The organism is Kribbella italica (assembly GCF_014205135.1).
In the GTDB taxonomy this organism is placed as follows: Bacteria; Actinomycetota; Actinomycetes; order Propionibacteriales; family Kribbellaceae; genus Kribbella; species Kribbella italica.
This window is the reverse complement of the sequence record NZ_JACHMY010000001.1, coordinates 5,869,177-5,882,376: the sequence shown is the minus strand read 5'-3', so window position 1 is coordinate 5,882,376 and position 13,200 is coordinate 5,869,177. Positions and strand designations below refer to the sequence as shown.

General features: G+C 70.5%; 12 protein-coding genes. 7 read left to right on the top strand and 5 right to left on the bottom strand.

Annotated features, from left to right (window positions below; genetic code table 11):
* Positions 1–7 precede the first annotated feature (7 nt).
* The 3 genes from HDA39_RS27390 to HDA39_RS27380 are packed head-to-tail and all read right to left on the bottom strand — an operon-like array spanning position 8 to position 2,591.
* Complete coding sequence (locus tag HDA39_RS27390; RefSeq protein ID WP_184799897.1) at positions 8–1,396, bottom strand: FtsX-like permease family protein; 1,389 nt, start codon at positions 1,394–1,396, stop codon at positions 8–10.
* Complete coding sequence (locus tag HDA39_RS27385) at positions 1,393–2,073, bottom strand: ABC transporter ATP-binding protein (RefSeq protein WP_184799895.1); 681 nt, start codon at positions 2,071–2,073, stop codon at positions 1,393–1,395. The genes HDA39_RS27390 and HDA39_RS27385 overlap by 4 nt, the downstream gene beginning before the upstream one ends.
* The gene (locus HDA39_RS27380; RefSeq protein WP_184799893.1) at positions 2,070–2,591 is read right to left on the bottom strand and encodes a PadR family transcriptional regulator; all 522 of its coding nucleotides are present in this window, start codon (positions 2,589–2,591) and stop codon (positions 2,070–2,072) included. Before HDA39_RS27380 ends, HDA39_RS27385 begins: the two co-directional genes overlap by 4 nt.
* A gap of 115 nt (positions 2,592–2,706) precedes the next feature.
* Between HDA39_RS27380 and purS the strand changes: the two genes are divergently transcribed.
* From purS to HDA39_RS27350, 6 genes are read left to right on the top strand one after another with little or no spacing between them, the layout of a single operon-like run.
* The gene (purS, locus tag HDA39_RS27375) at positions 2,707–2,958 is read left to right on the top strand and encodes a phosphoribosylformylglycinamidine synthase subunit PurS (RefSeq protein WP_184799891.1); all 252 of its coding nucleotides are present in this window, start codon (positions 2,707–2,709) and stop codon (positions 2,956–2,958) included.
* Entirely contained in the window at positions 2,955–3,623 is a 669-nt protein-coding gene (purQ, locus tag HDA39_RS27370; protein WP_184799889.1) for a phosphoribosylformylglycinamidine synthase subunit PurQ, read from the top strand. Before purS ends, purQ begins: the two co-directional genes overlap by 4 nt.
* 14 nt (positions 3,624–3,637) lie before the next feature.
* Entirely contained in the window at positions 3,638–5,737 is a 2,100-nt protein-coding gene (locus tag HDA39_RS27365) for a hypothetical protein (protein ID WP_184799887.1), read from the top strand.
* 6 nt (positions 5,738–5,743) lie between these two features.
* Positions 5,744–8,005, top strand: a complete 2,262-nt coding sequence (gene purL, locus HDA39_RS27360) for a phosphoribosylformylglycinamidine synthase subunit PurL (protein WP_184799885.1) — start codon at positions 5,744–5,746, stop codon at positions 8,003–8,005.
* A 51-nt stretch (positions 8,006–8,056) separates the two neighbouring features.
* On the top strand, positions 8,057–8,746 hold the full coding sequence (locus HDA39_RS27355; protein WP_184799883.1) for a tyrosine-protein phosphatase: 690 nt from the start codon (positions 8,057–8,059) through the stop codon (positions 8,744–8,746).
* A gap of 44 nt (positions 8,747–8,790) precedes the next feature.
* Positions 8,791–9,330, top strand: a complete 540-nt coding sequence (locus tag HDA39_RS27350) for a DUF1707 SHOCT-like domain-containing protein (RefSeq protein ID WP_184799881.1) — start codon at positions 8,791–8,793, stop codon at positions 9,328–9,330.
* Between the two features lie 19 nt (positions 9,331–9,349).
* Here HDA39_RS27350 and HDA39_RS27345 read toward each other — a convergent pair whose 3' ends face one another.
* Complete coding sequence (locus HDA39_RS27345; RefSeq protein ID WP_184799879.1) at positions 9,350–10,183, bottom strand: hypothetical protein; 834 nt, start codon at positions 10,181–10,183, stop codon at positions 9,350–9,352.
* The gene (locus HDA39_RS27340; protein WP_337925912.1) at positions 10,170–10,739 is read right to left on the bottom strand and encodes an RNA polymerase sigma factor; all 570 of its coding nucleotides are present in this window, start codon (positions 10,737–10,739) and stop codon (positions 10,170–10,172) included. The genes HDA39_RS27345 and HDA39_RS27340 overlap by 14 nt, the downstream gene beginning before the upstream one ends.
* Positions 10,740–10,892: 153 nt before the next feature.
* Here HDA39_RS27340 and HDA39_RS27335 point away from each other — a divergent pair, with 153 nt between their 5' ends.
* On the top strand, positions 10,893–13,196 hold the full coding sequence (locus tag HDA39_RS27335; RefSeq protein WP_184799875.1) for a beta-L-arabinofuranosidase domain-containing protein: 2,304 nt from the start codon (positions 10,893–10,895) through the stop codon (positions 13,194–13,196).
* The last annotated feature ends 4 nt before the right edge of the window (positions 13,197–13,200 follow it).

Genomic DNA, 13,200 nt, shown 5'->3' with positions numbered 1-13,200 from the left:
GGTGCGGTCAGGCCGACCGCAGGTTCTGTGGGTCGATCGCCTCGCGGACCTGGCCGCGCAGGAGGGCCGCGGCTCCGGTCGCGACCAGCCAGGTCAGTGCGCTCCCGACCAGGACCACGATCACGAACCACAACAGGGCGGTGCCCTCCCTGCCCGGCGACTCGCGCAGCACGGTGAGGAGGTAGCCGATCGCCAGGCCGACCCCGATGGCCGGCGGGGCGATCGCGGTCAGTTGGAGCTGGACCGATCGCCGGAGATGGGCCTCGCCCATGCCGAAGATGCTCAGGCAGGCGAGATTCCGGCGCTGGTCGAGCAGGTCGTCGGCGGTCCCGGCCAGCAAGGAGGCGCCGGCGGCCAGTCCGACCGCCAGGGAGGCGACCGCGGCCAGGCCGAATCCGGTGGAGTAGAAGGTCATAGAGTCTCCCCAGGTGCCCTCGCCCTCGGCGTACGGGACCCACAGCGCGAACATCGAGGCGGCGCAGAGCCCGACCACGACCCCGCAGAGCACCATCAGGGTGATCGAGCGGCCGGCTGCTCGCGTGGTCCGGATCAGCCGTCCACCCGCGATCACCTTGATCGGGTCCCCCGACCGGCTGAGCCGCCGGCCCTGGCCGTAGGCCAGCAACGGAGCCAGCGCGATCGTCGCGATCAGGACGCCTGCGGCCGGAACGAACAGGAGGCCCGCGCCGAGGACCGTCGAGCCGGTCGTGATGGCCCTCATCGCGGCCAGGGCGATCAGTACACCCACAACAGCGAAGATGATCCTGGCCCGGAACCGGGTCGGCCTGTGCTCGGGGGCCGCCGAAGGATCCGTCACCAGTCCACGCCGTAACCACCCGCCCACAGCCGCGGTCGCCGCGCCGAGCACCAGCGCGAAGACCGGCCAGTAGAGCAGGTCCCACCCGTCCGGGCGGGGAAGGACCCTGGCCACTCGCGGGAACGTCTGGACGAGGAACGCAAGCGCGAAGTAGACGGGACCGGCGAGGACTCCGCCGGCCAGTCCGGCCAGTGCTCCTTCGACGGCGCCGAGCCCTCGGACCTGGCCTGGGGTCGCGCCCGCCAAGCGGAACGCGGCCAGCCTGCGGTCGCGCGCCGCCGTACCGAGTTTGAGGGCCTGGTAGGCCAGGGCGAAGGCCCTCGCCGCCAGGAAGACCGTGGCCAGGGCCACCCCGCCGCGGAGGCCGTCCTCCTGAAGGTAGTTGCTGTAGGCATCGGCTGACCTGTCGGAGTAGTAGACCCCGTCCAGTACGTCGATGCCGGAGGACAGCCGGGTGATCCGCAGTCCCGCCAGCAGGAACGCGCCGGCCACCGCGACCCCGAGCACCAGCAGTTGCAGGCGGCGCCGATCGGTGGCGGACCGGGGAAGGGCCAGCGTGACGAAGGTGCGCAGATTCATGACAGTGCCACCTCGTGCTGGATCAGACCGTCGCGCAGGCGGACCTCGCGGTCGGCGTGCGCGGCGACCAGGTTGTCGTGGGTGACGACGACCAGCGCGGTGTCGCCGGTTCTCGCCGCCTCGAGCAGCAGGTCGAGGACCTGTTCCCCGGCGCTGCTGTCCAGGCTGCCCGTCGGTTCGTCCGCGAACACGACCGCCGGGCCCGTGACGAGTGCCCTGGCGACCGCGGCCCGCTGGTTCTGCCCGCCGGACAGCTCAGCCGGTACGGCGTACGCGTCCTCGGCCACTCCGACTCGCTCCAGCCAGCCGAGAGCCGCTCGGCGCGACGCCGCCCGGTCGTGGCCTTCGAGGAGCAGCGGCAGCGCCACGTTGTCGACCAGGGAGAGGTCCGGGACCAGCTGGCCGAACTGCATCACCACGCCGACCTTGGTACGCCGCAGCCGGGTGCGATCGGCCTCGGACAGCTCCGACAGGTCCTGCCCGGCCAGCTTCACCGTGCCGGCCTGCGGCCGCAGGATGCCGGCCGCGCAGTGGAGCAGGGTCGACTTGCCACAACCGCTCGGGCCGGTGACGGCCAGGACTTCGCCCGGACGCACCTGCAGCGAGACGCCCCGCAGGGCGATGTCGCGGCGGTACGCGTACTCCACCCGGAGGACTTCCAGGACCAGGTCGGTCATCGGGTGCTCTCCTTCTGAGCGGTGATTCGGTCAAGAGCGGTGTCCAGCCAGCGGAGATCGGCGTCCAGGTGCAGCGCCATGTAGTCGCGCGCGAGCCGGCCGGGCGTGTCTTCGGTGCGGCCGGAGGCCTTCAGCTCACGGATCCGGCGCAGGTGGCTGGACCGCTGCCGGGCCAGGAACGCGGTCGCGTCCTCGCCGGTCCGGATCGTCGCGACCACCTTGCGGACCAGCTCGTCGACCGCGCCCAGCGCGGGCTGGATCGGCTCGGCCAGCCACTCGGCCAGATGCTGCCGGCCCTTCGCGGTCAGCGCGTAGACGGTCCGCTCGGGACCGCCTTCGGAGCCCCGGTCGACGACCTCGACGAGCTCGTCGCGCTCCAGCCGGGCCAGCGTCGAGTACACCTGCCCGAACGCCAGCGGCTTGCTGTCGGGGAACCATGCGTCGTGACCGCGTTTCACGTCGTACCCGTGCGCCGGGCCGCCGTGCAGCAGTCCCAGGACCAGCTCTGCGGTTGCCATGGGAACGACTATACACACGAGGTATGTACTGAGTGAATAGTCGCCGGGTGCGTGGATCCGGGAGCCGGTCGGTAGGATTCGGTTTGTCACCCCGGATCGAAACCAGGAGTAGTCAGTGGCTCGCGTTGTCGTCGATGTCATGCTCAAGCCCGAGATCCTCGACCCGCAGGGCAAGGCGGTGCACGGCGCGTTCGCCCGGCTCGGCTTCGACGGCGTGGCCGACGTCCGCCAGGGCAAGCGCTTCGAGATCACCCTCGAGGGCGAGGCGACCGAGGAGCGGGTCGCCGAGATCCGGAAGGCCGCGGACACGCTGCTGGCCAACCCGGTGATCGAGGACTACACGCTGCACGTCGAGGGCGACCGATGAAGATCGGCGTCGTCACCTTCCCGGGCTCGCTGGACGACGTCGACGCGCGCCGCGCGGCCGCCGTGGCCGGCGCCGAGGCGGTCCCGCTGTGGCACGGCGACGCCGACCTGCACGGGGTCGACGCGGTGGTGCTGCCGGGCGGCTTCTCGTACGGCGACTACCTGCGCGCCGGGGCCATCTCCCGGTTCGCGCCGGTGATGGACACGATCATCAAGAAGGCGGGCGAGGGCCTGCCGGTGCTCGGGATCTGCAACGGTTTCCAGGTGCTCTGCGAGTCGCACCTGCTGCCGGGCGCGCTGATCAAGAACCACCACCGCAAGTTCGTCTGCAAGGACCAGGGGCTGCGGATCGAGAACAACCGCACCGCGTGGACCAGCGACTACGACGCGAACCACGAGATCACCATCGTGCTGAAGAACCAGGACGGCTCCTTCGTCGCCGACGAGGCCACGCTGGACCGGCTCGAGGGCGAGGGCCGGGTGGTCGCGCGCTACCTGGGCAACCCGAACGGCTCGTACCGCGACATCGCCGGCATCACCAACGAGCGCGGCAACGTGGTCGGCCTGATGCCGCACCCCGAGCACTGCGTCGAAACCCTGACCGGCCCGAGCACCGACGGCCTCGGCTTCTTCACCTCGGTCCTGAAAGCCGTCGTCGCCTCCTGATGAACCGTCCGGGGATGCGCCGGCTGCTGGCCCGCACCCTCATCCCGATCGCGACCCTCGCCGGCGCCGCGGCCGCGTTCGCCCTGCCCGCCGAAGGCGAGGGCTCCGGGCGCGCTGCCGCCCTTCCCCCCTCCTCCGCGATTCCAGCGCCGCAGGCGCGGGAATCGCTCCTGGCGAAGGTTGTCGTCATCGGCGTACCCGGTCTGACCTGGAACGACGTGGAGGCCTCGCCTGAGCTGACCGCGCTGGTGGACCAGTCGCACGTCGGGTCGATCACCGTGAAGACCGCCGGGCCGCACACCTGTCCGGTGGACGGCTGGCTGACTCTCAGCGCCGGGACGCGGGCCTGGGGGAGCGTGGCGGACCAGCCGTGCGGCGAGTTGCCGGCTGTTGCCGGCGGCAAGGTTCAGGACTGGCAGACGTACGTCGACCGCCAGGCGGAGCACCACACCGGCGCACCGCTCGGTCGCCTCGCCGAGAGCCGCGAGAAGGTCTGCGGCTTCGGCCCGGGCGCCGCGATCGCGACGGCGAAGACCGACGGCACGGTCACCAACTGGCAGCCGACCTTCGACCCGGCCAAGCTCTCCACCTGTGGTGACGCGATCGTCGACGCCGGGGCGATGCCGCTCCGCGAAGGCCGCGAGGAAGCGCGCAAGAAGGTCGCCGATCTCGTCGCCCAGGCCCGCGCGGCCGACGGCTGGGTCCTCCTCGCGGGCATCAGTCAGGCGACCGCGAACGCCCACCAGGAACCCCTCGTCGCGCTCCAACTTCCCCCGGACAACGGCCCGCGCTGGCTCACCAGCGACTCGACCCGCCGCCCCGGCCTGATCCAGCTCACCGACCTGACCGCGACGATCCTCCGCGGCGAAGGCAAGCCGATCGACCCGGCCGGCGAGGCCGAGCCCGGTCCGCTCGACGGCAACGAGATCGGCTTCGGCGGCGACCTCCACACCGACGCGGCCGCCGTCATCGAGGACCGCCTCGACGCCAATCAGCGTTTCGAGCAGCCCCGCCCGATTCTGGTCGCCGTCTCGATGACCATCCTCGCCGCCGAGCTGATCGCGCTGGCCTGGTTCTGGTTCACCCGCAGCAAGCGTTCTCGCAGTGTCTTCTCGTTCGCGCTGCTCACCCAGGGCGGCTTCTTCATCGCCGTCTTCCTGTCCACCGCGACCGTCTGGTGGCGCTGGCCGTCCCCCGGCCTTTCCCTGTACGCCGTGGTGCTGGCGATCAGCGCAGCGTTCGCCGCGGGAGCCAAGCTTCTGCTCGGCAGATCCGCGTACGTCGGGATCGCGCTCGCGGCGTACCTGATCCTGCTCGTGGACGGCGTGCTGGGGACGCCGCTCCAGTTCGGCAGCATGTTCACCGACGGCCCGGTGATCGGCGGCCGGTTCTACGGTTTCGGCAACTCCACCTTCGCCACTCTGGCCGTCGCCGCGCTGGTGGTCGCCGGTGTGGTCGCGCAGAAGCTGATCGACCGCAGCCGCGTCCAGGCCGCGCTCGCCGTCCTGGCGATCGGCGGCGCCGCGATCGTCGTCGACGGCAAACCCGGCTGGGGCACGGACTTCGGCGGCATCATCGCGCTGACGCCGGCTGTCCTGCTGATGGCTTGGCTGACCTGGCGCGGCGGAATCACGCTGCGCGCTCTGATCGGCATCGGCGTGGCCGGCGTACTCGCGGTCTCCGCCGTAGCCTTCCTGGACTACCTGCGGCCCGAGGACCAGCGCAGCCACTTCGGTGCGTTCGTGGCCCGGCTGCTCGACGGCGACGTGGCCGACGTGCTGATCCGCAAGCTGGAGATGGCCGTCGCGTTCTTCTCCGGCCCGGCCGGCTGGGCGATGCTCGTCGGCGTGGTCCTCGCGATGCTGGCGACCGTCCTGCCCGACCGGGTGCCGTCGGCGGCGTACCGGGAGTTCTACCGCAGCCGGACGATGGTCCGGCCCACGCTGCTCGCGCTGTCGACCTGTGGTCTGGTCGGCATGCTGCTCAACGACGCGGGCGTCGCCCTGCCCGCGATCATGACCGGCTTCGCCGCCCCGCTGCTGGTGGCCCATCTGGTCGCCGCGCCGAGGCCAGCTACCGTTTCTCCCGAGTCCCACCTAGTTCAGGAGCACTGAAGAATCGTGTCCACCGACACCGTGAGCAACGCGACCAGTACGCCGGACGTCGAGCAGCCGTGGGCGGAGCTCGGCCTCAAGCCGGACGAGTACCAGCGGATCCGGGACATCCTCGACCGGCGCCCGACCAGCTGCGAGCTGGCGATGTACTCGGTGATGTGGAGCGAGCACTGCTCGTACAAGTCGTCGAAGGTGCACCTGAAGAAGTTCGGCGACATCCCGCAGGAGACCCCGGCGGGCAAGATGCTCGCGGGCATCGGCGAGAACGCCGGCGTGATCGACATCGGTGAGGGCTACGCGGTCACCTTCAAGGTCGAGTCGCACAACCACCCGTCGTACGTCGAGCCGTACCAGGGCGCGGCGACCGGGGTCGGCGGCATCGTCCGCGACATCCTCGCGATGGGCGCCCGTCCGGTCGCGGTGATGGACCCGCTGCGGTTCGGCCCGCTGGACGCGCCGGACACCAAGCGCGTGCTGCCCGGGATCGTGTCCGGCGTCGGTGGCTACGGCAACAGCCTGGGCCTGCCGAACATCGGCGGCGAGGTCGTGTTCGACTCGACGTACCTGGGCAACCCGCTGGTCAACGCGCTCTGCGTCGGCGTGATGAAGCACGAGGACCTGCACCTGGCCAACGCGACCGGCGTCGGCAACCAGATCATCCTGTACGGCGCCAAGACCGGCGGCGACGGGATCGGCGGTGTCTCGGTGCTCGCGTCGGAGACCTTCGCCGACGGCGGCCCGACCAAGCGTCCCGCGGTCCAGGTCGGCGACCCGTTCATGGAGAAGCTGCTGATCGAGTGCACGCTCGAGCTGTTCGCGGCCCGGATCGTCGAGGGCATCCAGGACCTCGGTGGCGCGGGCCTGTCCTGCGCGACGTCGGAGCTGGCCAGCGCCGGCGACGGCGGGATGTACGTCTCGCTCGACAAGGTGCCGCTGCGCGACGCGTCGCTGGCGCCGGAAGAGATCCTGATGAGCGAGTCGCAGGAGCGGATGATGGCGGTCGTCACGCCCGCGAACGTCGACCGCTTCCTGGAGATCTGCGCCAAGTGGGACGTCCAGGCCGACGTGATCGGTGAGGTCACCGACACCGGGCTGCTGCAGATCGACTGGCACGGCGAGCGCGTGGTCGACGTACCGCCGCGTACCGTCGCGCACGACGGCCCGGTCTACGAGCGTCCTTTCGAAAGGCCTTCCTGGCAGGACGACCTGCAGGCCGACGGCGCCGAGAAGTTGCCGCGCGCAACCACTGGCGAGCGGCTGCGGGACACGCTCCTGAAGCTGATCGCGTCGCCGAACCTGTGCGACAAGTCCTGGGTCACCGACCAGTACGACCGGTACGTGCTGGGCAACTCGGTGCTCGCGCAGCCCGAGGACAGCGGCATGATCCGCGTCGACGAGACCAGCGGGCTGGGCGTCGCGGTCTCCACCGACTGCAACGGCCGCTTCGCGAAGCTCGACCCGTACACCGGCGCCAAGCTGGCGCTGGCCGAGTCGTACCGCAACGTCGCCACCACCGGCGCCCGCCCGGCCGCGGTGACCGACTGCCTGAACTTCGGCTCGCCCGAGGACCCGGGCGTGATGTGGCAGTTCTCCGAGGCCATCCGCGGCCTGGTCGACGGCTGCATCGAGCTCGGCATCCCGGTCACCGGCGGCAACGTGTCGTTCTACAACCAGACCGGTGAGACCCCGATCCTGCCGACGCCGGTGGTCGGCGTACTCGGTGTCATCGACGACGTCACGCGCCGTACGCCGATCGGTTTCACCGCCGAGATGGAGGGCCACCAGCTCTACCTGCTCGGCGAGACCGAGGAGGAGCTGTCCGGCTCCGAGTGGGCGCACGTCGTCCACGGTCACCTCGGCGGCCGCCCGCCGGCCGTCGACCTGGCGGTCGAGCAGCAGCTCGCCGACATCCTGATCAACGCGTCGCGCGACGGCCTGATCGACGCCGCGCACGACGTCAGCGACGGCGGCGTCGCGCAGACGCTCGTCGAGTCGGCCATCCGCGGCGGCACCGGCGCGCGGGTCTGGGCGCCGGACGGTCTCGACCCGTTCCTGTTCCTGTTCGCCGAATCGTCCGGACGCGCGGTGGTCGCGGTTCCTCGGACGGAAGAGGTCCGGTTCACCGACATGTGCACGGCGCGCCGCTTCCCGCACGCGAAGATCGGCGTCATCACCGGGGACACGCTGGACGTCCAGGACCAGTTCGAGATCACGCTGACCGACCTGCACGCCACCTGGTCGGCGACACTGCCGGCAGCACTGGGCTGACCGACCGGGGCCGGACCGGCAGCGGTCCGGCCCACCGATAGCCTCCGCCGCATGCGTGAACTCGAGTGGGACGGCGCCCTCAACGCCCGGGACCTGGGCGGCCTCCCGGCCACCGGCGGCACGATCCAGTACGGCCGCGTTTACCGCTCGGCCCACCCCGACGCCCTGACCGCCAAGGGCCGCGAGGCGTTGCTCGCGGCCGGCATCACCACGGTCATCGACCTCCGCAACGCCGAGGAACGCCTCGCCGTACAGGCCATCGACGGCATCACGATCCACCACCAGCCCGTCGAGGACCAGTCCGACGAGGCCTTCATGGCCAAGTGGGGCGAACGCCTCAGCAGCCCGGCGTACTACAACGCCGTACTGCACCGCTGGCCCGGCATGATCACCGCCGTCTTCGCCCGCCTGGCCGACGCCCCACCCGGCGGCGTCCTCATCCACTGCCGAGCCGGCTGCGACCGCACCGGCATGATCGTCTCCATGCTCCTGGCCCTGGCCGGCACCCCGGTCGCCGACATCCTCGACGACTACGAACTGGCCCTCCGCACATACGCCGAATCCGCCGACGACCGCCCCCTCCCCGGCCAAACCCTCGACCAGCACTGCGCTCAAGCCTGCGCGGAACTGATCGGCTTCCTGGGCTCGATCGACATCCCTGGCTATCTCACCTCCAGCGGCCTGACCTTCGAGCAGCTGGCGCGGCTGCGCGACCGGCTGGTCTCGGAAAATCTGGCCTGACCAGGCGTCTGGCACACTCGGAGAAAGCTAGTGGGGAGTGTGGGATGGCTGACAGAGAGCGTGAGCGGCGGCCTGATCTGCCCTGGGGGAAGCCGGGGGACGGGCCTCGGGCCGGGCAGCTGTCGAATCTGGCGGGGATGGCGGCTGCCGCGGGGCAGGAGGCTCGGGTGGTGGCGGCTCGGCGGCGGATGGCTTCGGTGCGGTTGACCGATGAGGAGCGCCGGGTTTGTTTCGACGAGCTGGCGGAGCAGTTCGCGGTGGGGCGGCTGGACGAGGCGGAGCTGCATCGGCGGGTGGACCTGGTGCAGGAAGCTGTGACGCACGGGGATCTGCTGGTGGCCTTCGGTGGTTTGCCGGCGCCGGGGTTCTACTCGCCGCCGGTGAAGAAGCCTGGGCGGTGGCGGTGGGCGGCGTTCGTCGGGGCGGTGTGGCTGGCGTTGCCGTTCTTCCTGACGGGGCTGGTCTTCCTGGTGTTCGGGAGGGAGATCGCGGCCGCGATCTTCGGGTTGCCGGCGATCGCTTGGGTGCTGGTGACGTGGCGGTGGGCGTCCGCGCCCAAGCGGCAGGCCCGCCGGTCCGGGTAGGACCGACGGGCCGGCAGGGCTACTTGGTCTCGGCGACTTCCAGTCTGACTTCGCCGGCGACGTACGAGATCGCGTCGTGGACGTACCACGTGTCGGGTGGGGTGCTGATCGGGGGCGCGTCGGTGGGGCTACCCGCCGCCTGGAACTGCTCGATGGTGAGGTCGCGGGCGGCCAGGATCGGCTTGAGCTCGGCGATGGTCAGGCCGCGGAACTTCACCCCGGCCAGCACCTCGCCGGGATCGTCGATGTTGCTGCTGAAGTGCCGGTACATCTCGCCTTTGTGGGCCGCCCGGCCGAACTGGATCTCGGCCCAGCTCTCGAGGCTCTTCGGGACCTCGACACCTTCCTGGCAGCCGGGGTCGGAGGCGTCCAGCGTGCCGCTGCATTTCTCGCCGGGGACGAGGACCTTCAGGTTCTCCTTCTTGTAGTCCGGCAGCGAGTAGCCGACGAACGTGCCGACCCACGGGGCACTGACCGCGACGGCTTCCACCTTCACCTTCAGGCCCATCGCCTTGAACTCGGCGTTGAGGCGCTTCGGGTCGGCGTTCGGGTCGACGACCCGGACGATGACCGAGCTGCCGCTGTCGGTGAACGACAGCGCCCGCGGCTGGTCCTGCCCAGGGCTCCGTACGACGCTCGCCGCGACGACGCCGACGATCAGCAGGCTGAACGCGCCGGCCAGCACAAGCCGCGGCCGGGAGTTGCGTACTGGTCTTTGGGGTACTTCTCCGGAATCTGTGGCAGAGACAGCGACGATGTCGTCGGCCAGGTCGGACCACGTGCTGTCCGCTACCGAGGTGGTGGTGCTGGGCTTGAGGGCGCGGACGGCCGCGTCGGTGTCAGATGTCTTCATGGGAAACCTCTCCTCTCACCGTGGCCGGTGCGGTGGTGGTGAGCAGCTTGGCGAAACGTCTGCGGGCCCGGTGCAGGCGGATCCGGACGGCGTTGCGGGAGCAGCGGAGCACGGTCGCGATCTGGGCGGTGTCCAGGTCCTCCCAGGCGACCAGCGTGAGCAGCTCGCGGTCCGGTTCGGGCAGGGCGCGGAACGCCCTTGCCGTCGACGAGTCACCGTCGATGGGCTCCGGACCGGGGGTGGCCGTGTCGACCAGCTCGTCGCGGAGCCGGTCGGCCAGCGCGTTGCGCCGGCCCTCACCGCGCCGATGGTTGGCCAGTACGCGCCGGGCGACGCCGTACAGCCAGGGCTTGGTCTGGTCCCCGCCGGGGACCTCGTCGAGGCGGCGCCAGGCCACCACGAACGTGTCCGCCAGCAGGTCGGCCGCGTCGTGGCTGGAGCCGGTACGGCGTTGCAGGTAGCCGAGCACCGCCTCCCGATGGGCGCCGAACACCTCCTCGAAGCGCTCCCGGCGCCCGCTGTCCCCTGGCGGGTCGTGCACGGCTGCCTCGCTCACTGGCCCGGAGCGGGGCCTGATCGGTGTCTGCGTCATGCCCCGTACATGTCCAGCACCTTTCCGACCATTTCACCGCACGGAGGTGTCAGCGGGTGATCACCTGGGGTAGGACAGGGGGTGTCTCACGTTGTCATCCCGGCGAAAGGCTCGCGCATGCCCGTCCTTCCCCCTGCCACCCGCGGCGGTCACTACGTGCCGAACCGGGAGCCGCTCCAGCCGGTGCCGTTCCAGAAGCTCCCGCCGGGCGCGATCGAGCCCCGCGGCTGGCTCGCGCAGCAGCTCGACCTCCAGGTCAAGGGCCTGTGCGGCCGGTACGACGAGATCTCCGACTTCCTGGTCTACGAGACCAACGGCTGGGTGGACCCCGCCCAGGGCGCCTGGGAGGAGCTGCCGTACTGGCTGCGCGGCTTCGGCGACCTCGGGTACGTCACCGGCGACACCGGCGTCCTGACCCGGACCGAGCGGTGGATCAACGGGATCCTCGGCACCCAGGCGGCCGACGGGTGGTTCGGCCCGGAGCGGCTGCGGACCTCGCTGGAGGGCGGCCCGGACTTCTGGCCGGGGATGCCGCTGCTGGGCGCGCTCCGGTCGTGGTTCGAGTTCACCGGGGACGAGCGGGTGATCCCGTTCATGAGCCGGTACCTGGCCTTCCAGAACACGCAGCCGGCGGAGGTGTTCAACCGGTCGTGGGGCGCGTTCCGCTGGGGCGACAACATCGACAGCGCGTACTGGCTCTACAACCGGACCGGCGACGCCTGGCTGCTCGAGCTGGTGCACAAGATGCACGCCGGGTCGGCCGACTACGTGAGCGGCATCCCGAACTGGCACAACGTCAACCTCGCGCAGGGGTTCCGCGAGCCGCTGCAGTACGGGCTGCTGGCAACGGATCCGGCGCTGGCCGCGGCGACGTACCGCAACTACGCGACGATCATGGAGCTCTACGGGCAGTTCCCCGGCGGTGGTTTCGCCGGCGACGAGAACTCGCGGCCCGGGTTCGGCGATCCGCGGCAGGGGTTCGAGACGTGCGGGATCGCGGAGCTGATGCACAGCTTCGAGATGCTGACCCGGTTCACCGGGGACACGGTGTGGACCGACCGGTGCGAGGAACTCGCGTTCAACGCGCTGCCGGCGTCGTACGACCCGCTGCAGCAGGTCATGCACTACATCACCTGCGCGAACAGCGTTCAGCTCGACGACCGGGTCAAGCACGGGCAGTTCGAGAACCCGTTCGCGATGCAGGCCTTCAAGTACGGCGTACGGCAGTACCGGTGCTGCCCGCACAACTACGGCATGGCCTGGCCGTACTACGCGCAGGAGCTCTGGCTGGCCACGACGGACAGCGGCCTGGCCGCGTCGATGTTCGCCGCGAGCAAGGTCACTGCGACGGTCGGGGACGGGACGGTGGTGACTGTTGTCCAGGACACCGACTACCCGTTCGACGAGACCGTGACGCTGACCGTGCAGACGGCCGAGCCGGTCGAGTTTCCCTTGTACGTAAGGATTCCCGGCTGGGCCGAAGGGGCCGAGGTCAACGGTCAACGGGCCGAAGGCAACTGGGTCAAGCTCGACCGGACCTGGCGGGACGGCGACCAGGTGACGGTGACACTGCCGATGCGGATCAGCACGCGGGTCTGGGCCGACAACCAGAACTCGGTCTCGGTCGACCGTGGCCCGCTGACCTACTCGCTCGCGATCGCCGAGCGCTACGAGCGGATCGGCGGCACGGACGAGTGGCCCGAGCTCGCGGTCTACCCCGAGTCGCCGTGGAACTACGGTCTTCCGGCCGACCCGACCTTCGAGCTCGTACGACGGGAGGCCGGTCAGGACCCGTTCACGCAGGACGGCGTACCGGTCGCGCTCACGACGACGGGACAGCGGATCCCGCAGTGGGAGACCGACACCGAGGACGTCGTCGGCCTGCTGCAGCCGGGCCCGGCGCTGACGACCGAGCCGGTCGAACAGATCGCGCTGATCCCGATGGGTGCCGCGCGGCTGCGGGTCGCGTCGTTCCCGCAGGTCGATGCCGACGGCAAGGAATGGGTCTACCGGACCCGGATCACCGCGTCGCACGTCAACAACGGCGACTCCCTCGAGGCGCCCCACGACGGCCGTCGGCCGGCGTCGTCCGCCGACAGCACCATCCCGCGCTTCACCTGGTGGGACCACCGCGGCACCACCGAGTGGATCCAGTACGACCTGCGCAGCCCGCGCGACATGTCGACCATCGAGGTCTACTGGTACGACGACACCGGCACCGGCGAGTGCCGCGTCCCCGCCTCCTGGCGAGCCCTGTGGCTCGACGGCAACACCTGGCACCCGATCGATACGACGTACGAAACCAAGCCGGACCAACTGAACACGGCGACCTTCGCACCCGTCCGCGCCCAGGTCGTCCGCGTCGAGGCGATCCTGCAGCCGACCTTCTCGGCAGGCATCCTGTCCTTGGCGTTCAGCTGAGCCC